The organism is Arthrobacter arabinosi (genome assembly GCF_054511115.1).
The window spans coordinates 81,479-102,107 of the sequence record NZ_JBTNDF010000006.1 but is presented as its reverse complement, the minus strand read 5'-3'; the positions used below and the strand labels follow the sequence as shown (position 1 = coordinate 102,107).

The window sequence follows — 20,629 nt, the reverse complement described above, 5'->3', positions numbered from 1 at the left end:
GGGTGGGCACGCGGGGCAGCGCGCTCGCCATGACACAGACCACGACCGTCGCGGAGAGCGTCTCCGCGCTCGCCGGCCTGCCCTACGACCTCGTGCGGGTCCGGACCGAGGGGGACATCCTCAAGGGTTCGCTCTCGCAGATCGGCGGGACCGGGGTCTTCGTCGCGGCCCTCCGCGACGCCCTCCTCGAGGAGCGGTGCGACGTCGCCGTGCACTCGCTGAAGGACCTCCCCACGCTGCCCGCCCCCGGCCTGACGGTGGCGTCCGTGCCCGAGCGCGAGGACGTCCGGGACGCCCTCTGCGCCCGGGACGGCCTCACCCTGGCCACGCTCCCCGACGGCGCCCGCGTGGGCACCGGGTCCCCCCGGCGGGCCGCGCAGCTGCGGTCGGCGCGGCCCGGGCTCGACGTCGTGGACATCCGCGGCAACGTTGACACCCGCCTCGGGCGGGTCGCCGGCCTCGTCCCCGGGGCGCCCGGTGACCTCGACGCCGTCGTCCTCGCCGCTGCGGGACTGCGGCGGCTCGGGCGCGAGGAGACGATCACCGAGCTGATCGACACGGACGTCATGCTGCCCGCCGCCGGGCAGGGCGCCCTCGCCGTCGAGTGCCGCGAGAGCGAGGGCACCCCCGGGGTGCGCGAGGCCCTCGCCGCCTACGACCACCTGCCGACCCGGCTCGCCGTGACCGCGGAGCGCGCCGTCCTCCTGCAGCTCGAGGCAGGCTGCGCCGCGCCGATCGGCGCCCTGGCCCGGCTGCAGGGGGACGCGCTCTCCCTCGAGGCCGTGGTGTGCAGCCTGGACGGGCGGTCGATGATCCGCCTGACGCGTTCCGCACCGGCCTCGGACGCCGTCGCCGCCGCGCGGCTCGGCCTCGAGCTCGCGGAGGAACTGCTCGCCGCCGGCGCAGCCGACATCGCGCCCCTGAACAGCTAGGTGCGCGTGGCCGGCGATGGCGGGGTCCGTCCGGTGGTCGTCCTCCGGCATCCGGCGCGGACGGTCCTGATCGCCGGCGCCCTCCGGTCCGGCGGCATGACGGCCTACGCCCTGCCGCTCACCGACACCGAACTTCCCGCGGACGTCGGCGCCGTCACTCAGGCGCTGGAGGCTCTCGGGCGGGGCGGGTACGCGTGGCTGGTCGTGACGAGCGCCAACACCGTCCAGGCCCTCGGGATGCTCGCGGGCACCGACGCGCTCGCAGCCCTCGTCCGCCGTGGGGGAGCGCGGGTCGCCGCGGTCGGCTCCGCCACCGCGCGCTCCCTCGCCGCCGCGGGCGTCGTCGTCGACCTGGTGCCCGGGGAGGCGTCCTCGGCCGGGCTCCTGCGGGAGTTCCCGCACGATGACGGCGCGGTCCTCCTGCCCCAGGCGGACCTGGCCCCGGACGACCTCCGGGCGGGACTCGCGGCCTCGGGACGCACCGTCCGCCGGATCGAGGCCTACCGCACCGTGCCCTACCCCGCGGAGCCGGCGCGGCGCGTGCCCGGCGTCGAGGAGGACGGGCCCCGGCCGCCCGAGCTGTCCCTCCGCGATCTCCGGGGACTCGCGGCAGGCGGTGTCCAGCCCGCCGTCGTCTTCACCGCACCGAGCGCGGTCCGGCAGTTCCGTGACAGGCTGGAGGCCGGGCCGCTGTCCTTCCGCGCCGTCGCCATCGGGCGCACGACGGCGGACGCGCTGCGGTCCGCAGGATGGGACCCGGCAGCGACGGCCGCCGACCCCACGCCGCAGGGGATCGCCCGCGCGGCCGCGGATGCCTTCGCGCAGGACCACAGCCCTTCCTCCCCGTCTCTTTCCCAGACCGCACCACCGAACGGAGATCAGCCATGAGTTTCCCCCAGCACCGGCCGCGGAGGCTGCGCTCGACGCCGGCCCTGCGTCGCATGGTGGCCGAACACCGGGTGCACCCGTCCGAACTGATCCTGCCGGCCTTCATCCGGGAGGGTCTCACCGAGCCCTCGCCCATCCTCTCCATGCCCGGCGTCGTGCAGCACACCACGGACTCGCTGAGGCGGGCGGCCGCGGAAGCCGTCGAGCGCGGCGTGGGCGGCATCATGCTGTTCGGCATCCCCGAACACCGCGACGCGACCGGCAGCGCGGGCATCGACCCCGACGGCGTCCTCAACCGTGCCATCGCCGCCGTCCGCTCCGAGGTCGGCGACTCCCTCGTCGTCATGAGCGACGTCTGCCTGGACGAGTTCACCGACCACGGGCACTGCGGGGTCCTCGCGGCCGACGGCTCCGTGGACAACGATGCGACGCTGGAGCTGTATGCGCGGATGGCCGTCGAGCAGGCCCGGGCCGGTGCGCACGTCCTCGGTCCCTCCGGGATGATGGACGGCCAGGTCGCCGTCATCCGCCAGGCCCTGGACGCGGCGGGACACCAGGACACCGTGGTGCTCGCCTACGCCGCCAAGTACGCCTCCGCGTTCTACGGCCCCTTCCGCGAGGCCGTCGACTCCCAGCTCGTCGGCGACCGCCGCACCTACCAGATGGACGCCGCGAACCGCCGCGAGGCGATCCTCGAGGTCGAACTCGACATCGAGGAGGGCGCCGACATGGTGATGGTCAAGCCCGCCATGAGCTACCTCGACGTCCTCGCCGACGTCGCCGCCATGTCCCCCGTACCCGTCGCGGCGTACCAGATCTCGGGGGAGTACGCGATGATCGAGGCCGCCGCCGCGAACGGCTGGATCGACCGCCGCCGCGCCATCGAGGAGTCCGTGCTCGGCATCAAGCGGGCCGGCGCGCAGATGATCCTGACCTACTGGGCCTCCGAGCTTGCGCTCTGGCTCGACGAGACGAACTGAGGAACCCTCCATGACACCATCCCCGACGACCTCGGACACCCTGTACGAACGCGCCCGCGCCCTCATGCCCGGCGGCGTCAATTCGCCCGTACGCGCCTTCGGGTCGGTCGGCGGGACCCCGCGCTTCCTCGTCGACGCACACGGCGCCTACGTCACCGACGCCGACGGCAAGCGGTACGTCGACCTCGTCTGCTCCTGGGGTCCGGCACTGCTCGGTCACTCCCACTCCGACGTCATCGCGGCCGTGCACCGCGCCGTGGACCACGGGCTGACCTTCGGCGCCTCCACACCGGCCGAGGCCGACCTCGCGCAGCTCGTCAGGGATCGCGTGCCCGCCGTCGAGCTGCTGCGCATGGTGTCCACCGGCACCGAGGCGACCATGACCGCGGTCCGGCTCGCGCGCGGCTTCACGTCCCGGAACCTGATCGTCAAGTTCGCCGGCTGCTACCACGGGCACGTGGACAGCCTCCTCGCGTCCGCCGGATCGGGTGTCGCCACCCTGGCACTGCCCGGTTCCGCGGGTGTCACCGAGGCGACGACGGCGGAGACGCTCGTGCTGCCGTACAACGACGTCGAGGCCGTCGAGGAGGCCTTCCGCACGCACGGCGAGCACATCGCCGCCGTCATCACCGAAGCGGCGCCCGCGAACATGGGGGTCGTGACGCCGGCGCCCGGCTTCAACGCCTTCCTCAGCCGCATCACCTCCGAGCACGGTGCCCTGTTCATCGTGGACGAGGTCATGACCGGGTTCCGCACCCACCCGGGCGGGTACTGGAAGCTCACGGGCGGCGCCGACGACGCAGAGCACCCGTGGACGCCCGACCTGCTGACCTTCGGGAAGGTCATCGGCGGCGGGATCCCCGCAGCGGCCCTCGGCGGCCGCGCCGACGTCATGAACTACCTCGCCCCGATCGGGCCTGTCTACCAGGCGGGCACGCTGTCAGGGAACCCGATCGCCATGGCCGCGGGCGTCGCCACCCTGACGGCGGCGACGGACGACGTCTACCGGCACGTCGACGCGCGCTCGCTCGAGGTCGGCGACGCCCTCAGCGCTGAACTCGCGAAGGCGGGCGTCGACCACTCGATCCAGCGGGCAGGGAACCTCTTCAGCGTCGCGTTCGGCACCGCCGAGCACGGCGTCCGGAACTACGCCGACGCCCAGGGGCAGGAGGCGTTCCGCTACGGGCCGTTCTTCCACTCCATGCTCGATTCCGGTGTGTACCTCCCGCCATCCGTGTACGAGGCCTGGTTCCTCTCCGCGGCGCACGACGACGCCGCGATGGAGCGCATCCACGCCGCCCTTCCGGCGGCGGCGAGGGCGGCAGCCGCGGCCGTACCGGTCGACTAGGCTGCGTGCCGGTCGCCCAGCCGCGCTGCTGGGCGGCGCCGGGCACGGAGGGGGGTGGTGCGCCGTCGTGCCGGGCCTCAGCGCACCGTCGCGACCGGGCGCAGCGCGACGTCGTCCTGCGGCGGTGCCCCGTCTTCCGGGCCCGGCGGGGCGGCATGCCCGTCGCAGCCGACGACGGGCCAGGCCCGCTCGATGACGGCGGCGGGCTCGGTCCGGCGGAGGTACTCCTCGAAGTTCGCGGCCTGGCGGTCGGCCCACACGACGAGCGAGGCATGCAGGTCGGTGGCGGGGCGCCGGAGGAAGGCGAACCGCTCGGCGAGGACCGTCCCTACCCGCAGCGTCGCGAGGACGTCCGCCGCGGAGGTGTGGGCGTTCTCGAACGGGATGGCGTAGTGCTCGCACATCGCCGTCAGGGTCCGCTTGCCGCGCCGGTACCGGTCCGCCTGCTTGTCCATGATGTAGGGGTCGATCACGGGGAACGGCACCGGGATCCGGGCAACATGGCGTCGTCCCTCCTGCGCCAGCACCGTGAAGTCGTACCGGGCGTTGAACGCGAGCACGGGAACCCCGGCGCCGAAGAGCCGCGCCAGGACGGCTCCGATCCCATGGACGACCTCCGCGGCGGGCAGGCCGTGCGCCCGGGCGTGCGCCGTCGTGATCCCGTGGATGGCTGCAGCGCCCTCGGGGATGTCGACGCCCGGATCGGCCAGCCACTCGTGGTGCTCGAGCACCTCGCCGTCGTCGCCGACGAGGACGATCGTCGCGGTGACGATGCGCGCGGTCAGCGGATCGCGCCCCGTCGTCTCGAGGTCGAACGCGGCCCTCGGACCCTCATGCCAGCTCTTCATGGCACCACCGTACGGGCGCGCTCCGACCAAATAGGCGCCGTCCGCAGGTCCCGCCCGGCTAGGGTGGAGCGCATGCATCGACGAGCCGCCGCCGGGGAGGACCCCGGTCCCCGGCGGCCGGGACCGGACGCCGCCGCGCGCACCGATCCGCACGACTACCGCGACGCGGTCCTCGCCGTCACGAAGCTGATCCCCGCCGGTCGGGTGCTGACCTACGGGGACGTCGCCGAACTCCTCGACCGCGGGGGGCCCCGCCAGGTCGGCCGCGCCCTGTCCCGCAGCGCCGGGGACGTCCCGTGGTGGCGCGTCCTGCGTGCCGGCGGGCACCCGCCGCACGGCCTGGCCGTGCGCGCGCGGGCGCATTACGACGTCGAGGCCACACCGCTCTCCGTGCCGCGCGGGAGCACCGACCCGGGCGTGTACCGGGTGGATCTGCGTTCCGCCCGCTGGTGGCCCACCCCCGAGGAACACGCCCTCCTCGACGGGGTCGGCGCGTCCCTGCGACGCGCCGGTCCCTAGCGCCCGGCGCCCGTTGCGATGCCGCTGATTGTCCGTGGCGTGTGATGGTCTTGACCCATGACCAGCACCCTCCCCGACGCCCCGCCGGCATCCCCCGGTGAGGCCACCGCCACGTCCCCCGCGGAGGCGTACGACGCCGCGGTCCGTTCCCTGGCGGGCGTGACCGGGCAGGCGCTGGTCCTGGGTGCGCCCGGCAGCGGCAAGTCGTCGCTGCTCACGGACCTCGCCGTCGCCCGCATCACGGCGGGAACCGTGGCACCCGAAGGGCTGCTCCTCCTCGCTCCCACCCGCGCGGCCGCGACGCGGCTCCGGGACGAGCTCACCGCCAAACTGGACCGCAGCATCAGCACGGCTCCCGCCCGCACCTGGGCCTCCTACGCGTTCGACCTCATCCGCCGGGCCCGGGCCGAGGGACGGACTCCCGCCATCACGCGCGCGCCGAGACTGCTGTCCGGTGCCGAACAGGACCTCATCATCAAGGAACTCCTGGCCGGGCACGGACGCGACGGCGCCCCGGGTCCCGACTGGCCGTCGACCCTCACCCTCGCCCTGCCGACGCGCGGCTTCCGGCAGGAGATCCGGGACCTCTTCGACCGGGTCAGCGAATACGGGGTGTCCGCCGGGGAGCTGGCGGCCTGGGGGGAGCGGTTCGACCGTCCGGACTGGGTCGCCGCTGCCACGCTCTACCGCGAATACCGCGACGTGCTCGACCTCCGCATGCCCGAGGCCTTCGACCCCGCCGGGATCCTCACGGCCGCCCGCGAGATCCTCGAGACGGACCGCGACTTCCTCGACAGGGAGCGGGGGCGCCTCCAGCTCGTCCTCGTCGACGACTACCAGGAGGCGAACCCCGCCATCCACGCCCTCCTGGGGCTCATCGGAGCAGGCAACGACGTCGTCGTCACGTCCTGCCCCGACGTGGTCGCGCAGGGCTTCCGGGGGGCTCGGCCCGAACTCACCGGACGCCTGTCCACCCTCTTCAGCCGCGGCGGCGGCCTGACCACGGTCACCCTGCCCGGGTCGCTGACCCTGCAGGGCCCCCTCGCCGGGGCATGGAGCAACGTCGCCGCCCGCATCGCGACCACCGGCGTCAGCACGGCCTACCGGAACATGGACGGCGGTCCCGGCCGTCCCGCGTCCGGCGGACGGCCCGAGGACGGTCGGCCCGAGCGACGAGCAGGCGGCACGACGACGAACGGGCCGGCCGTCTCCGCCCACGTCCTCGACAGTGCCTTCCACGAGCAGCGGTTCATCACCCAGCGCATCCTCGAGGCGCACCTGTTCGGGGAGCGCAGCCTCGACGACATCGCCGTGATCGTCCGCAACGGGACGCAGGTGTCCGCGGTGCAGCGCTTCCTGACCGCCCAGGGCATCGCCGTGAACGTCCCGGCGGCGGAGACCGCCATCCGGGAGGAACCGGCCGTACGCCCCCTGCTCGAGCTGTACGCCGTCGTCGTGGGCCGCGCGGACCTGGACACCGAGCTGTGCATCTCGCTGCTCACGTCGCGGATCGGCGGGGCGGGGAGCCTCGATCTCCGGCGACTGCGACAGATCCTGCGCCGCACCGAGCTGCAGCAGGGCGGGGGGAGGACCAGCGACGAGCTCCTCACCGCCCTCTTCACGGCACCCGAGCAGATCGCCGCCCTGCCGTCCGAGGGGGCACCGGTGCGGCGGCTCGCCCGCATGCTGGACGCCGGACGTTCCGCGGCCGCCGACCCGACACGCGACCCCGAGACCGTCCTGTGGGCGCTCTGGTCCGCGTCGGGACTCGCGCAGCAGTGGTCCGCGGCGGCCCTGTCCGAGGGGCCGTCCTCGACCCGCGCGGACCGGGACCTGGACGCGATGATGGCGCTCTTCACCACCGCGGAACGATTCGTCGAACAGATGCCCGGCGCGGACCCGGAACTGTTCCTGGACTACATCCTCAGCCAGGACATCCCCATGGACACGCTGACGACGCGCGTCGCCCGCCAGGCGTCGGTGTCGGTGCTGACGCCGGCCAGCGCCGCCGGCAGGCACTGGCCGCTCGTGCTCGTGGCGGGCGTGCAGGACGGCGTCTGGCCGAACCTCCGGCTGCGCGGAGAGCTCCTCGGGTCGGGCGAACTGCGTGCATTGCTGGACTACGGGGAGTCGTTCCGCAGCAACCGCGACCCCGTGTCCCTGCTGCAGGACATCCGCTTCGACGAGCTGCGGACGTTCTCGCTGGCCGTCTCCCGCGCCACGCAGGAGCTGGTGTGCTGCGCCGTCTCCTCCCAGGACGAGCAGCCCTCCCCGTTCCTCGATGTGCTCGATCCCCTGCCGACCGGCACCGCGGTCCGGCCGCGCACCGAGGTGCTGCGCCCCGTCACCCTCCGCGCCCTCGTGGCCGAGCTGCGGAAGTTCGCCCAGGACCCGCAGGCGAGCCCCTCCCTGTCCCGGGAGGCGGTCCGGCACCTCGGGCACATGGCCGTCCTGGAGCCGCCCGTGCCGGGAGCGCATCCGGCCCAGTGGTGGGGTGTCCTCGGCCTGACCCGCGAGGACCCCGTGGTGCCCCCGGACCAGCCGATCCCGGTATCGCCGTCCAAGGTCGAGTCCGTGCTCACCTCGCCCCTGAGCTGGTTCGTCTCCGCAGCGGGCGGGGAGCGGACCACCGACTTCGCCCGTTCCCTCGGGACCCTCGTCCACCAGATCGCCCAGGACCTGCCCGAGGCCACCGGGAACGAGTACGTGAAGGAGCTCGAGCGGCGCTGGCCGCAGCTCGGGATCAAGGACACGTGGGAAGGCCGGTCCGACTTCCGGCGTGCCGAGACCATGGTGCGGAAACTCGCCGCCTACGTGCTGTCCATGCGGAAGGACGGACGGAGCCTGGTGGCCACCGAGGTCGACTTCGCCGTCGACCTCGACCTCCGTCTCGCCGACGCCGAGCGGCTCGTGCGCCTGCGCGGGCAGATCGACCGGCTGGAGGTCGACGCGGAGGGCCGCTTCGTCGTCGTCGACCTCAAGACGGGCAAGAGTTCGCCCGCCGGAGCGGACATCCCGCGCCACCCGCAGCTCGCCGCCTACCAGACCGCCCTCGCCTCGGGTGCGCAGCTCGGCCCCTCGGACGGTGAGGGCGCCGCAGGGGGGGAACCCGCACCGGAGGCGCACGGGGACGCACCGGACACACCGGACGCCCCGGGCGCCCCGGGCGCGCCGGAGGTCGAGCCGGCCGCCCCGGGCGGTGCGGCGCTGGTCCAGCTGGGCACGAAGGCCAAGGGGGTGGCGGTGCAGGTGCAGCCGCCCGTGGGTCCGGAGGACACCTGGGCGAGGACGATGATCGAGGACGCCGCCGCCCTGATGTCCGCGGCGACCTTCGACACCATCCACGACCCGCGCAGGTCGGGCTTCGGTGGCAGCGGGTGCCGGCTGCCCGAGGTCTGCCCCCTGTGCGAAGAAGGCAAGCAGGTGACGCAGTGACGGCCGCCGCGCGACCGGCGGCACGGCTCTCGGCCCGGCGACTGGCCGAACTCCTGCACACGGACCCCGACGCCCCCGTCCAGTACCCGACGGACGATCAGGTACGCGTCATCGAAGCGCCCCTCGAACCCCTGCTGGTCATCGCCGGCGCCGGCTCGGGAAAGACCAAGACCATGGCCGACAGGGTCGTATGGCTCGTGGCCAACGATCTCGTCCGGCCCGAACAGGTCCTCGGGGTCACGTTCACCCGCAAGGCTGCGGGGGAGCTGGCATCCCGCGTCCGGCAGCGGCTGGTCCAGCTCTACGCCGCGCTCGCACAGGACGCCCCGGCCTCGGCCGGCGGGGACGCGTTCGACCGGCTCGACCCCGCCATCTCCACCTACCACTCCTTCGCCAACGGGATCGTCCAGGACTACGGGCTGCGGATCGGCGTGGAGCGTGACTCGGTGATGCTCGGCACCGCGCAGTCGTGGCAGCTCGCGCACTCCGTCGTCGAAGCCTACGACGGCGACTGGGAGCACTTCACGGCCGCGAAGAGCACGCTCGTGAAGGCGGTGCTCGACATGGCGGGGGAGTGCGCCGAACACCTGGTCAGCCCGGCGACGGTCCGGGACGACCTGCGCCGCCACATCGAGCACGTGACCTCGCGACCCTACGTCGCAGGGTCCGGCAGGGCTGCCACGCAGAAGGTCCAGGAGATGATCGACAAGCTCCGGACCCGCATCACCGTCACCGAGCTGGCCGAGGACTACGCCGCGGCGAAGCTCGCGCGCAGGCAGCTCGACTTCGGCGACCTCGTCTCGCTCGCCGCACGGATCGCCCGTGACATCCCGGAGGCGGGGGCGATGGAACGCGAGAAGTACAAGGTGGTGCTGCTCGACGAGTTCCAGGACACCTCGCACGCCCAGATGGTCCTCTTCTCGCGGCTGTTCGCCGACGGACGTTCCGTCACCGCGGTCGGGGACCCACACCAGTCCATCTACGGGTTCAGGGGAGCGTCCGCCGGTCAGCTCGCGACCTTCCGCACCGCCTTCCCGAGGGTGGCGCCTGACGGCCGCGCGCCGTCGCAGGTGGCGCACCTGTCGGTCGCGTGGCGGAACGCGACCTCCATCCTCGAAGCCGCGAACACCGTCTCGGCGCCCCTCAACGTGCCGGCGCCCTGGCTCCGCGACACCGCGGTCCAGCAGGTCCCCGGCCTCGTGGCCCGGCCCGGAGCGCCCCTCGGTGACGTCCTGCTCGGGCGGTTCCTCACGGATGCCCCCGCGGCCGGGCGCGAGGACGGGGCGCCGGCCGGGCCCGACGCCGCGCTCAGCGAGGCCGAGGCCGTCGTCCGCCAGGTCCTGCTGCAGCGTCGGCGCAGCTTCGAGACGGACGACGACGGGAGCCCGCTCCGGCCGACCATGGCGGTGCTGTGTCGCGGCCGCAAGCAGTTCGAGCCGATCCGGCGTGAACTGGACCGCGCGGGTGTCCCGGTGCAGGTGGTGGGTCTCGGCGGCCTGCTGCGCACCCCCGAGATCGTCGACCTGCTCGCCACCCTGCGGGTCCTCGGCGACCCGGACCGCTCGGATTCGATGCTGCGGCTGCTCTCCGGCGCACGATGGCGGCTCGGCCCGGCGGACCTCATGGCCCTCGGGGACTGGTCGCGGCAGCTCGCCCGGACGCGCGAGGCCATGTTCCGCCGGGGCAGCCGGGACGACGACGGGCTCGAGGGCGAACTCGACCGCGGGCAGGGCAGGGACGCCGTCGTGGCCCCCGACCTGGCGGAGGCCGGAAGCCTGGTCGAGGCCGTCGACTACCTCCCGCCCGGGGACTGGGTGTCGTCGGCCGGCAGGACCCTGAGCGAGACCGCACGGCAGCGGCTCGAGCTGCTGCGCCATGAGCTCCGCGGACTCCGCGGGTTCGTGGGCGATGATCTCGGCAGCATGATCGGCGAGGTCGAACGCACGATCCTGCTGGACATCGAGGTGGCAGCGAAGCCCGGCGTGAGCATCCATGAGGCGCGCCGCAACCTCGATGCCTTCACGGAGGCGGTCGCCGGCTTCGTGTCCACCGCCGAGCGCGTCGACCTCCCCGCGTTCCTCGCCTGGCTCGAAGCCGCCGACCAGGAGGAGGACGGCCTGCCGGTGACACAGCTCGAGGCGAGCAGGGACGCCGTCCAGCTCCTGACCGTGCACGCGTCGAAAGGCCTGGAATGGGACGTGGTCTTCGTGCCGGGCCTCAACGACGGATCCTTCCCGAGCGGCAAGGATTCCCGCTGGAGCAGCGGGGACTCGGCCATCCCCTGGCCCCTGCGCGGTGACGCACCCGAACTGCCGCACTGGGACTGGGAGCAGCAGGACCAGAAGGAGTGGCTTGCCAGCGAGAAGGAGTTCACGGACGAGGCGCGGGCACATGCGGAGCGCGAGGAACGCAGGCTCGCCTACGTCGCCTTCACCCGGGCGAAGCACACCCTCGTATGCACGTCCTCGGCCTGGGGTGGCGGGCGGTCGAAACCGTCGGCGCCGTCGTCGTACCTGACGGACCTCGTCGGGCTCGCCGACGCGGCCGCGGCAGGTTTCGTCCTGCCGCATTGGCTACCGGAAGGGGAGGAGGGGGGCGAGAACCCGGCCAACGCGAGCCCGGAGCGGGCGCTCTGGCCCTTCGATCCGCTCGGTGCCCGGCGGTCGTCCATGGAGGGTGCAGCCCGGGCCGTCCTCGAGCAGGCCGCTGCCCCCGCCCCCGAGGCGGACCAGGACCAGGACCAGGACGAGGGCCGCTGGGGCCGGGAGGTCCGGCTCGCCCTGGCACGTCAGGCCCGGGAACGCGAACGCATGCCCCTCGCCCTGCCGTCGCACATCTCCGCCTCCACCCTGGTGGAGCTGCGCGAGGACGCCGCGGCGGTCATGCAGCAGCTGCGTCGGCCGCTGCCCCGGCAGCCGGGGTCGGCAGCCCGCAAGGGCACCGCGTTCCATGCGTGGATCGAGGAGTACTACGGGGCCGGAGGGATGCTCGACCTCGGCGAGTACCCGGGCGGTGCGGACGCGCACGTCGACGAGACGCTGGGGCTGACGGACATGGCGGCCATCTTCGAGCGGTCCGAGTGGGCGCTGCGGGAGCCCGCGGCGATCGAGGCGCCCATCGAGACGAAGATCGGCGGCATCGTGGTGCGCGGCCGGATCGACGCGGTGTTCCGCGACGCCGACGGCGGGTGGGACCTCATCGACTGGAAGACCGGGCGTCCCCCGTCGCCGGACCGGCGCGCCGCGAAGGCCGTCCAGCTCGCCCTCTACCGGCTTGCCTGGTCGCGCCTGAAGGAGGTGCCGCTCGAGACGGTGCGCGCGGCGTTCTTCTACGTGGCCGACAACCTCGTGGTCCGTCCCCACGACCTCGCGGACGCCGAGGAACTCGAGGGGATCATCCGGGCAGCCGGCGCGTCCGGCGCCTGATCGCCTGGGCGGTGCCTCGCGTGCCTCGCGTGCCTCGCGTGCCCGATCGCCGGCGCCGTGCGGCGGGGCGGGTCAGCGGCCCGACGGGACGATCGGCAGGGCGGACGTGGCGACGTCGTCGGCGGAGACTGCACCCGGTTCGGGCCCCCCGAGTACCGTGACCTTCGACGACGTCGTCACCGGCCGCTGGCGACCCGCCGTGAGGCGCGCGTGCGCGAGCGAGGACCCGGAGGGCGCGTGGTGCCGGTCGTCGTCGTCGGCCTGGGCCGGGCGGTGGTGCACCCGGTTCGCCGTGGCCTTCGGATCGTAGAGATGGCTGCCGGTGCGAGCAGGACCCGCTGCGCCGTCGTGGGCAGCGGTGTGCGTACCGTCGCCGGTGCCGTCCGGATCGCCGGGTGCGTCCCGGGGCGCCTCGTCGGACGCGTGCCCGTGGCCCGGTGTGACGGGGTGGTCGTCCGTGCCCAGTTCGTCGCCCCATTCGAGGCGCTGCTCGTGCTCGTGCCGGGCGCGCTCCGCCGCCTCCTGCTGCTCGCGTTCGATCGCCTCCACGTCGGCTTCGAGCGTGGCGAGCATGTCCTCGGCCTCGTCGATCATGACGGCGTCGTCGAGGGCCACCCCCCGGACGAGCCACTGGGCGAGGGCGAACTCCGCCGCCAGCGCGGCCCGGCGCGACAGATGGGGGTCGACGGCGGTCGTGGCGGCCGCGTAGGCGGCGTACACGGCGTCGACGAAGGCGGTGTCCTCGGCGGCGGCGAGCCAGGCGAAGTCCTCGGCGGGGTCGCCGACGCACAGATCGGTCCAGCCGGTGACGGCCGAGACCCGCCCGGCGGAGATCAGCAGGTGGTCCTCATGGAGGTCTCCGTGGACCACGGTGGGGCTGAACCGCCAGAGGGAGACATCCTCGAGGGCGTGTTCCCAGCGGCGCAGCAGGACGGAGGGGATCTTCCCGGTGGTCGCGGCCTGGTCCAGTTCGTTCAGTTTGCGCTGACGGTACTCGTCGGCCTCGTAGGTCGGCAGGTCCGCCCGCTGCACCATCTCCTCGGGCAGTGCGTGGATCGCGGCGATGACGCGGCCGAGTTCCTGCGCCATGGTGTGCCCGCCGGCGGTGAGCGCATCGAGCGGGCGGGTGGTGCCGGCCAGATGGGAGTACACGAACGTGCTGAGCTCCCCCTGACGGACGCTGCCGGCCATGTGGGGGATGAGGAACGGGAGCTCGGCCTTGACGGCGGGGGTGAAGGCTCGCAGGGCCTGCAACTCGGTCTCGAGGCGCATGCTGGCTTCCGCATGCCGGGGCGACCGCACCCTCCACTGCTTCCCCGCATCGTCGACGAGCAGGGCGGAGTCGAAATCCGCGGCGTCGTCGGGGGCACCGGCGACGCCGGTCGGAGCGAGGCCAGGTACTGCGGCGCTGGCGATGGCTGCAAGTTCCATGGGTGTCCGTTTCACAAGATCAACCGTAGGGCGTTCCTGCTCCCGCCGCTCGCAGCAACCCGGCGAGTCGTCGGATGCACCCCTCGTGTAGGGCTCCCCACCAGTCCTCCACCCGGCTTCCGGTGAATGGGTTTTGGGAGTGCGAGACCGTACCGTAGAACCATGACCGATCCCCTCCGGACCCTCGTGCTCCCTCCCCTCGGATCGCTGCCGCTCTCGCGTGCCGCATCCGACCGGGACGGCGATGCCAGGACCGCCGAGCACTTCCTCGACGACCTCTGGGGGTCCGGGGAGACACGGGTGCTGCCGATCGCCCGAGGGAAGGCCCCGGTCCACGGAGGCGCCCTCCGCCTCCTCGCTCCCGCAGACCTGGCGCGCCCCGACCTGGTCGTCTACCTCGGCCGCGTCGACGAGGGCTTCGCCGACGCAGGGCGGCGCGTCGTCCTCGCCGTCCTCGAGGAGGCGGATGCCGCCGTCGCACCCCTCGACCAGTGGTTCGGCCTCCGCGAGATCGCGGCGTCGCTCGACGCCCGCGACACCGGGTTCTTCGTGGCGGGAGCGGCGATCGCCAACTGGCACGCGGTCCACACCCACTGCCCGCGCTGCGGCGCCGGTACGGTCCCGAGCCACGCCGGGTGGGTGCGCGTGTGCCCGCGGGACGGGTCCGAGCACTACCCGCGCACCGACCCCGCCGTCATCGTCTCCGTCATCGACGACGACGACAGGATCCTCCTCGGCTCGGCCGTGGCGTGGCCCGAGGACCGCTACTCGACGTTCGCCGGCTTCGTCGAACCCGGCGAATCCCTCGAGGCCGCCGTCGTCCGCGAGGTGGGGGAGGAGTCCGGGATCGAGGTCCGGTCGCCGGAGTACCTGGGCTCGCAGCCCTGGCCGTTCCCGGCGTCCCTGATGCTCGGCTTCACTGCGCGGGCCGCGAACACCGATGCCGTACCCGACCGCGAGGAGATGCGGTCCGTGCGGTGGTTCACGCGGGAGCAGCTCTTCGCGGAGGTGCGCGACGAGAAGATCGTCGTCGCGGGCGGGGTCTCCATCGCCCGGGCCATGATCGAGCGCTGGTACGGCGGGCCGCTGGACGAGGAGCCGTCGGAGGCGCGTCCCTGATGTCAGGACTACTGCTCGAGGACAGCATCCTCGAGGGGCTCGACGACGAACAGCGGACGGTCGCGAGCACCCTGTCCGGGCCGCTGTGCGTGCTCGCCGGAGCCGGTACCGGCAAGACGCGCGCCATCACCCATCGGATCGCGTACGGCGTCCACACCGGGGTGTACAAGCCGCAGCAGGTCCTGGCCGTGACCTTCACCGCGCGGGCTGCGGCAGAGATGCGCACGCGGCTCCGCGATCTCGGGGCCGGCGGGGTCCAGGCCCGGACCTTCCACGCAGCAGCCCTGCGGCAGCTGCAGTACTTCTGGCCGCAGGCTGTCGGCGGCCCGCTGCCCGCCCTCGTGGACCACAAGGCCCAACTCATCGCGGAGTCCGCCCGCCGCCTGCGCCTGTCGACCGACCGCGCCGCGATCCGCGACGTGGCCGCGGAGATCGAGTGGGCCAAGGTCTCGATGCTCACACCGGACGCCTACGCGGCGGCGGCCGCAGGCCGGGCGGAACCAGCGGGCATGGACCTCATCACGGTGTCCCGGATCTTCTCGGCCTACGAGGACCTGAAGATCGACCGCAACCTCATCGACTTCGAGGACGTCCTGCTGACCACGGTCGCCATCCTCGAGGAGGACGAGAAGGTCGCGGCGACGGTGCGGGCCCAGTACCGGCAGTTCGTGGTCGACGAGTACCAGGACGTCTCCCCGCTCCAGCAGCGGCTCCTCGATCTCTGGCTGGGCGAGCGTCGCGACCTGTGCGTCGTGGGTGACGCCAGCCAGACCATCTACTCCTTCACCGGAGCCACCTCACGGCACCTCCTCGACTTCACCACGCGCTACGAGGGCGCACAGGTGGTCAGGCTGGTGCGCGACTACCGCTCCACACCCCAGGTGGTGCGTGCCGCCAATACGCTGCTCGCCGCGCGCGGCACCGAGGTGGACCGGCGATCAGGGGACACGACCTGGTCGGCTCCGCTCGAACTCGTCGCGCAGCGCCCTGCCGGCCCCGAACCAATCTTCACGGAATGCACCGACGACGACGCCGAGGCCGCGGAATGCGCGCGGCGCATCGGCGTCCTGCTGGACCAGGGGGTCAAGGCGAGTGAGATCGCCATCCTCTACCGCACCAACGGACAGTCTGAGGCCTACGAGCAGGCGCTCGCCAGCGCCGGCATCGGCTACCAGCTGCGGGGCGGCGAGCGGTTCTTCCAGCGGCGCGAGGTCCGTGACGCGCTGCTGCAGCTCCGGGCCGCGGCGCGCACCCAGGGCGACGAGGACGTCCCGCAGCAGGTGCGCGACGTCCTCGCGTCCCTCGGCTACACGTCGGTCGCCCCGCAGAACTCGGGCGCCGTCCGTGAGAAGTGGGAATCGCTCGCCGCCCTCGTCGGCCTGGCCGACGAACTCAACCGGGTCCGCGGCCCCGAGGCCTTCACCCTTCAGGCGTTCGTCGCCGAGCTCGAGGAGCGGGCCGCGTCCCAGCACGCCCCCACGGTGCAGGGCGTCACGCTGGCGTCCCTGCACTCCGCGAAGGGCCTCGAATGGGATGCGGTCTTCCTCGTGGGCCTGAGTGAGGGGCTCATGCCGATCTCCTTCGCGGACACCCAGGAGGGGATCGACGAGGAGCGGCGGCTGCTGTACGTGGGGATCACGCGCGCCCGCATCCACCTGGCCCTGTCCTGGTCCACGTCGCGGTCCCCCGGAGGGCGCGCCACCCGGAAGCCCTCGCGCTTCCTCGACCCCCTCCGGCCCGCCACGGCCGGCCAGGCGTCGTTCCGCCAGCCGCGGGCGAGGACAGGCCGCAAGGCGTCGGCCCCCGCCGTCTGCCGGGTGTGCAAACGGCCCCTCCTCACCGGCGCCGAGCGCAAGATGGGTCGGTGCAGCGACTGCCCGGCCACCTACCAGGAGGAGACCTTCGAGGCGCTGCGCGCATGGCGGCTCACCGAGGCCAGGGAGAAGGACGTGCCCGCGTTCGTGGTGTTCACGGATGCGACCCTCGTGGCCATCGCCGAGGCACGACCGCAGACGCTGGAGGAACTCGGGGACCTCGCCGGCATCGGCTCCGCCAAGCTCGAACGGTACGGCGAAGCCGTCCTGGACATCATCAGTGACCACGCCTGAGGCGGGCGGGCCGTCCCCTGCAGCGCGGCTTCCGGTCGAGGTCCGGCGGTCGGCGCGGCGGAAACGGACGGTGAGCGCCGACATCCGCGACGGAGTGCTCCGCGTCTCGATCCCGGGGCACTTCTCACCCGGTCAGGAGCGCCAGTGGGTGGAGCGCATGGTGGAGCGGATGTCCGCGAAGTACCTCGCGCGGCCCGCGGTCGACGACGACGACGCCGCCCGGGCGCTGCTGCGACGGGCCGAGGAACTGGCGGAGCGGTACCTCGGTGGCAGGGGAGTGCCGATCACGATCGGGTGGGTCACCAACCAGAACTCGCGCTGGGCCTCCGCCACCCCCGCCCACCGCTCCATCCGCCTCTCCCACAGGCTGGGGGGCATGCCGGAGTGGGTCGTCGACTACGTGATCCTGCACGAGATGGCGCACCTGATCGAGCCCTCCCACAACGCACGGTTCTGGGAACTGCTGACCGCCTACCCCAGGACCGAGACCGCCAAGGCCTTCCTCGACGGCGCCGCGTTCGCCGCGCACCGCAACCTCATGGGAGCACCCGAGGAGCTCTAGGAGCGGGGATCGCCCGGCGACCCGCCGTCGGACTCCGGTCCGCCGTCGGATTCCGGTCCGCCGTCGGACCCGTCGCCCGACCCGCCGTCGGGCGCACCCCCGTCGGACCCGGCCGCCCCGTCGCCGTCGTCCTCGAAGCCCCCGGAGAGGAGCCGCTGGAGGGCGGCATCGACATCGGCGTCGGAGGACTCGATCAGCCTGCGGCGCTCCGTGAAGCCGGCAGGGTCGTCGAGGTCCTCCGCGGTGGGCAGGAGGTCGGGGTGCTGCCAGAGGGCGTCACGTCCCTCGATGCCGCGCTCCTCGGTGAGGTGGGACCACAGGGCTGCGGCGTCGCGCAGCCTGCGCGGCCTCAGTTCGAGTCCGACCAGCGAGGCGAAGGCGTGCTCGGCCGGGCCACCGGTCGCCCGACGCCGCCGGAGCATCTCGCGAAGGGCCCCCGCGGACGGCAGGTTCGCAGCCGCGGCGGCGGTCATCTCGTCCACCCAGCCCTCCACGAGGGCGAGGGTGGTCTCGAGCCGCACGAGGGCGGCGTCCTGCTCGGGTGTCCGCTCGGGCATGAACACACCCTGGGACAGGGCGCCCTGCAGGCTCTCCGGGTTCGTCGGATCGATATCGCGGGCGGCTTCCTCGATCTTGCCCATGTCGATGTGGATGCCGCGGGCGTACCGCTCGATGCTGCCGAGGAGGTGGCCGGTGAGCCAGGGGATGTGCGTGAAGAGCCGGACGTGCGCCGCCTCGCGCACCGCGAGGAACAGCAGCACCTCCTGCTCTGGGATGTCGAGCCCCGCGCCGAACGCGGCGACGTTCGCGGGGAGGAGGGCCATCCGGCCGTCGGCGAGGGGGACACCGATGTCCGTCGAGCCGACCACGTCCTTCGAGAGACCCCCGACGGCCTGCCCCAGCTGCATCCCGAACATCGCACCGCCGACGTTCTGCAGCATCGAGGCGGGACCGCCCATCATGCCCATCATCGACTTCATCTCGTCGGGGAGCTGGTCGCTGATGGCGTCGGAGAGGGCCTTCGCGATGCTCGTCGCCACGGGCTCCGTGAGCCGCCGCCAGGTGGGCATGGTCGCCTCGACCCATTCGGCGCGCGACCACGCGCGGCCCAGCTGTCCGGTGCTCGGGAACTCGGTCACGGGGTCGAGCCACAGCTCGGCGACCTTCAGGGCCTCGTCGACGCTACGGCGCTGGAGGGAGGTGACCGAGGGGTCGTTGTCCGAGGCCGCCACCCGCCGTGCCTGCTCATGGGCCATCTGCCAGTTCACGGGCCCTTCGCTCGGTGCGGAGAACATCGCCTGGACCTGCTGCATCATCATGGCCATCGTCGCAGGATCGGAGGGGAGCCCGGCCGCCTTCGCGATCTCCTGGGGATCGAAACCGCCGGCTCCGCCGCCGAACATCTTCGCCAGCATCTCCGACAGCGGGTCCTGGGGCGTGTCGTCGTCGCCGTTCGAGGGGTTGGATGGGTTGGTCACTGATACCACCGGTCCTGGGGAGTCGCTCGGGGTCCGGGCAGGAGGGTGGTCCCGCTCCCGCCGGCTGTTGAAGACACGCTACCGGCCCGGGCTTGCCGCTGTCCCTCGTGCCGTCGGCCGTTCGCTGAGGGCAAAGCCTGCACGGGACCCGACGGCGGTCCGTGCCGCCGGGAACGCGAGGGCCCCCGCATGCCCGGCATCCTCCGGGTCCGGCGTCGGCCGGAGCGTCTACTCTGGGTAAGCCGGGAGGCGCTGACCGCGCCGTCGCACGGCACGCACCTACAGAGAGAAGCACAGTGACGCAGCCTGTCCACTTCGAGACGTACAGCCCCGAGGAGCCCACCCGGCCCCGGGACCCGCGATTCCGTGCCATGGCCGTCTCCGGGGGGCTCGCCGTCGTCCTGTGTGCGGCCGCAGTGCTGCTGCCGTCGCCCTACATCATCGAAGCGCCCGGCCCGACCTTCAACACCATCGGGGAGGTCGATGGCCAGCCGCTCATCCAGGTGGACGGCCGGCAGAGCTTCACCCCGGAGGGCGAGCTCGACCTCACCACCGTCTTCGTCAGCGGCGGTCCCAACGGCCGGGTCAACATCCTCGACACCTTCCGGGCCTGGGTGGATCCGCACCAGAACGTCCTGCCGGAGCAGCTCGTCTACCCCGAGGGCACCACGTCCTCCGACATCCGGAAGCAGAACGCCGTCGCGATGACGTCGTCCCAGGAGTCGGCGATCGCCGCCGCGCTCTCCCATGAGGGGATCGCCTACACGGAGGAGCTGTCCGTCGCGGGCCTGGCGGACGGTTCCGCGTCGACGGGCATCCTGCAGGAGGGGGACATCCTGCGTTCCATCGACGGGCGGACGATCGAGAACATCGAGACCCTCCGCGGCGTGCTGGCCGACGCAGGGGGTGCTGCCGCGACCCTGCGGATCGTCCGGGACGGGGCCGAGACCGAGGTCACGGTCACGCCGAAGGAATCGGCGGACGGGGAGTTCCAGTTGGGCATCCTGCTCGCCTCCACGTTCGACTTCCCCTTCGACGTGACCATCCAGCTCGACAACGTGGGCGGCCCCTCGGCCGGCAGCATGTTCGCCCTCGGGATCATCGACACCCTGACGGAGGGGGACCTCACCGGCGGAAGACACTTCGCCGGCACCGGCACGATCGATTCCAGCGGCGCCGTGGGGCCCATCGGCGGTATCGCCCAGAAGCTCGTCGGAGCACGCTCCGGTGGTGCGGACTTCTTCCTCGCGCCTGCCGCGAACTGCGACGAGGTGGTCGGCAACATCCCGGACGGCCTGACGGTCGTCAGCGTCAGGACGCTCGACGACGCAGCCGACGCCGTCGAGATCCTGGGCGCCGGCGGTGATGCGTCCGGACTGCCTGCCTGCTGACCCTCGACGCCACGTCGGGGTCCCCGACCGCCGGTGCACACAACACGGTTCGGTGACGATCGTTCCCGCCCGGGGCAGGGGCGGGAACCTAATTGGTCCGGCCAAGCGTGGACAGTGCAGAATGAACTCACGAAGGGCGTGACTGCGCGCTCTCTCCTTCCCTTG

The 20,629-nt window shown here is 72.9% G+C and carries 14 protein-coding genes; 11 read left to right on the top strand and 3 right to left on the bottom strand.

Annotated elements, in window-relative coordinates; all coding sequences use genetic code 11:
• Nucleotides 1–29: 29 nt before the first annotated feature.
• The 4 genes from hemC to hemL are packed head-to-tail and all read left to right on the top strand — an operon-like array spanning nucleotide 30 to nucleotide 4,148.
• Entirely contained in the window at nucleotides 30–932 is a 903-nt protein-coding gene (gene hemC, locus ACX80P_RS14590) for a hydroxymethylbilane synthase (RefSeq protein WP_459278830.1), read from the top strand.
• Between the two features lie 6 nt (nucleotides 933–938).
• The gene (locus tag ACX80P_RS14585; RefSeq protein ID WP_459278829.1) at nucleotides 939–1,820 is read left to right on the top strand and encodes a uroporphyrinogen-III synthase; all 882 of its coding nucleotides are present in this window, start codon (nucleotides 939–941) and stop codon (nucleotides 1,818–1,820) included.
• On the top strand, nucleotides 1,817–2,800 hold the full coding sequence (hemB, locus tag ACX80P_RS14580; protein WP_459278828.1) for a porphobilinogen synthase: 984 nt from the start codon (nucleotides 1,817–1,819) through the stop codon (nucleotides 2,798–2,800). The genes ACX80P_RS14585 and hemB overlap by 4 nt, the downstream gene beginning before the upstream one ends.
• A gap of 10 nt (nucleotides 2,801–2,810) precedes the next feature.
• Nucleotides 2,811–4,148 carry a glutamate-1-semialdehyde 2,1-aminomutase gene (gene hemL, locus ACX80P_RS14575; RefSeq protein WP_459278827.1) on the top strand — a complete coding sequence of 446 codons (1,338 nt, stop codon included), beginning with the start codon at nucleotides 2,811–2,813 and terminating at the stop codon, nucleotides 4,146–4,148.
• A gap of 77 nt (nucleotides 4,149–4,225) precedes the next feature.
• Here the strand turns inward: hemL and ACX80P_RS14570 are convergent, their stop codons facing one another.
• Nucleotides 4,226–4,996, bottom strand: coding sequence for a 3'-5' exonuclease (locus tag ACX80P_RS14570; RefSeq protein ID WP_459278826.1), 771 nt, complete (start codon nucleotides 4,994–4,996; stop codon nucleotides 4,226–4,228).
• A 72-nt stretch (nucleotides 4,997–5,068) separates the two neighbouring features.
• Here ACX80P_RS14570 and ACX80P_RS14565 point away from each other — a divergent pair, with 72 nt between their 5' ends.
• The 3 genes from ACX80P_RS14565 to ACX80P_RS14555 are packed head-to-tail and all read left to right on the top strand — an operon-like array spanning nucleotide 5,069 to nucleotide 12,375.
• Entirely contained in the window at nucleotides 5,069–5,515 is a 447-nt protein-coding gene (locus tag ACX80P_RS14565; protein ID WP_459278825.1) for an MGMT family protein, read from the top strand.
• A 57-nt stretch (nucleotides 5,516–5,572) separates the two neighbouring features.
• Nucleotides 5,573–8,950 carry an ATP-dependent helicase gene (locus ACX80P_RS14560; RefSeq protein WP_459278824.1) on the top strand — a complete coding sequence of 1,126 codons (3,378 nt, stop codon included), beginning with the start codon at nucleotides 5,573–5,575 and terminating at the stop codon, nucleotides 8,948–8,950.
• The gene (locus tag ACX80P_RS14555) at nucleotides 8,947–12,375 is read left to right on the top strand and encodes an ATP-dependent helicase (RefSeq protein ID WP_459278823.1); all 3,429 of its coding nucleotides are present in this window, start codon (nucleotides 8,947–8,949) and stop codon (nucleotides 12,373–12,375) included. The genes ACX80P_RS14560 and ACX80P_RS14555 overlap by 4 nt, the downstream gene beginning before the upstream one ends.
• A 72-nt stretch (nucleotides 12,376–12,447) precedes the next feature.
• Here ACX80P_RS14555 and ACX80P_RS14550 read toward each other — a convergent pair whose 3' ends face one another.
• Nucleotides 12,448–13,806, bottom strand: coding sequence for a phosphotransferase (locus tag ACX80P_RS14550; protein ID WP_459278822.1), 1,359 nt, complete (start codon nucleotides 13,804–13,806; stop codon nucleotides 12,448–12,450).
• A 162-nt stretch (nucleotides 13,807–13,968) separates the two neighbouring features.
• On the opposite strand from ACX80P_RS14550, the gene nudC reads away from it, so the two are divergent.
• From nudC to ACX80P_RS14535, 3 genes are all read left to right on the top strand, one after another.
• Nucleotides 13,969–14,925 (top strand): NAD(+) diphosphatase, encoded by a 957-nt coding sequence (gene nudC / locus ACX80P_RS14545; protein ID WP_459278821.1) that lies wholly within the window; start codon nucleotides 13,969–13,971, stop codon nucleotides 14,923–14,925.
• Complete coding sequence (locus ACX80P_RS14540) at nucleotides 14,925–17,033, top strand: ATP-dependent DNA helicase UvrD2 (RefSeq protein ID WP_459278820.1); 2,109 nt, start codon at nucleotides 14,925–14,927, stop codon at nucleotides 17,031–17,033. Before nudC ends, ACX80P_RS14540 begins: the two co-directional genes overlap by 1 nt.
• Before the next feature lie 70 nt (nucleotides 17,034–17,103).
• Nucleotides 17,104–17,595 (top strand): M48 metallopeptidase family protein, encoded by a 492-nt coding sequence (locus ACX80P_RS14535; protein ID WP_459278819.1) that lies wholly within the window; start codon nucleotides 17,104–17,106, stop codon nucleotides 17,593–17,595.
• Here the strand turns inward: ACX80P_RS14535 and ACX80P_RS14530 are convergent.
• On the bottom strand, nucleotides 17,592–19,010 hold the full coding sequence (locus tag ACX80P_RS14530; protein WP_459278954.1) for a zinc-dependent metalloprotease: 1,419 nt from the start codon (nucleotides 19,008–19,010) through the stop codon (nucleotides 17,592–17,594). The two genes, ACX80P_RS14535 and ACX80P_RS14530, sit on opposite strands and share 4 nt — an antisense overlap.
• Before the next feature lie 359 nt (nucleotides 19,011–19,369).
• Here ACX80P_RS14530 and ACX80P_RS14525 point away from each other — a divergent pair, with 359 nt between their 5' ends.
• Nucleotides 19,370–20,464, top strand: coding sequence for a YlbL family protein (locus tag ACX80P_RS14525; RefSeq protein ID WP_459278818.1), 1,095 nt, complete (start codon nucleotides 19,370–19,372; stop codon nucleotides 20,462–20,464).
• The last annotated feature ends 165 nt before the right edge of the window (nucleotides 20,465–20,629 follow it).

Coding starts and splice junctions, on each gene's coding strand:
- hemC (WP_459278830.1), top strand. CDS start 30: ATGACACAGACCACGACCGTCGCGGAGAGCGTCTCCGCGCTCGCCGGC.
- hemB (WP_459278828.1), top strand. CDS start 1,817: ATGAGTTTCCCCCAGCACCGGCCGCGGAGGCTGCGCTCGACGCCGGCC.
- hemL (WP_459278827.1), top strand. CDS start 2,811: ATGACACCATCCCCGACGACCTCGGACACCCTGTACGAACGCGCCCGC.
- ACX80P_RS14570 (WP_459278826.1), bottom strand. CDS start 4,996: ATGAAGAGCTGGCATGAGGGTCCGAGGGCCGCGTTCGACCTCGAGACG.
- ACX80P_RS14565 (WP_459278825.1), top strand. CDS start 5,069: ATGCATCGACGAGCCGCCGCCGGGGAGGACCCCGGTCCCCGGCGGCCG.
- ACX80P_RS14560 (WP_459278824.1), top strand. CDS start 5,573: ATGACCAGCACCCTCCCCGACGCCCCGCCGGCATCCCCCGGTGAGGCC.
- ACX80P_RS14550 (WP_459278822.1), bottom strand. CDS start 13,806: ATGGAACTTGCAGCCATCGCCAGCGCCGCAGTACCTGGCCTCGCTCCG.
- nudC (WP_459278821.1), top strand. CDS start 13,969: ATGACCGATCCCCTCCGGACCCTCGTGCTCCCTCCCCTCGGATCGCTG.
- ACX80P_RS14540 (WP_459278820.1), top strand. CDS start 14,925: ATGTCAGGACTACTGCTCGAGGACAGCATCCTCGAGGGGCTCGACGAC.
- ACX80P_RS14530 (WP_459278954.1), bottom strand. CDS start 19,010: ATGCTGGCGAAGATGTTCGGCGGCGGAGCCGGCGGTTTCGATCCCCAG.